Annotated in this window: 1 protein-coding gene; it reads left to right on the top strand. The window is 57.7% G+C overall.

Going from position 1 to position 664, the window contains the following annotated elements:
* Nucleotides 1-23: 23 nt before the first annotated feature.
* Nucleotides 24-664 (top strand): immunoglobulin-like domain-containing protein (locus tag AC19YT_RS28360; protein WP_500611400.1); only part of this gene is annotated, 641 nt, incomplete at its 3' end.

The raw sequence follows: 664 nt of genomic DNA, 5'->3' as shown, positions 1-664 counted from the left end.
CCACCGTCACCGAAGGCGGCGACGTGACTTACACCGTCACGCTGACCAACAAAGCCGGCCTGCCGATGGAGAGCCATGGTCCGCTGACTTTCACCCTCAGCGACGGCACCAAAATCTCCGTCAAAGCCGGCGAAACCACCGGTACTGCCGTGGTTCAAACCACCAACGACGTGTTCACTGGCGGCCAACCGTCGCTGGTGAACAAACTGGTTGGGGTTGATGGCGCCGATGACTTCGAGAAACTGACTCTCGATCCAAAAGAACACACCACCACCGTTACCGATCAACCGACCGGCGAAGGTGACAAGGTGACTGTTTCGATCACTGGCGATGGTCCAGTCTTCGAAAACCAGGCTCAGAAATTCACCGTCAGCGTCAGCCAGAAGTTGGATCACGATTTGACCGTGACCCTCAAGAACGGCGCAGTCGTGGTTATCAAGGCTGGCGAACTGAGCGTTCCTTACGAGCGCGCTGCTCAAGGCGACGACGTCTACAAAGATGGCGAAACCGTGCCCATGGGCATCGACACCGCCACCGTGGACGGCAAATCCTTCGAAAACCTGGTGATCGGCGGTGATGCTTCGGTAGTCGTGAATGACACCGAAACCGAAGTGGTCGCCACCCTGACTGTGGATAAAACCACCGTCACCGAAGGCGGCGACGT

The organism is Pseudomonas sp. MF08875, from assembly GCF_059862525.1.
The sequence above is the reverse complement of the archived record's forward strand: the minus strand, read 5'-3'. Positions and strand labels throughout refer to the sequence as shown.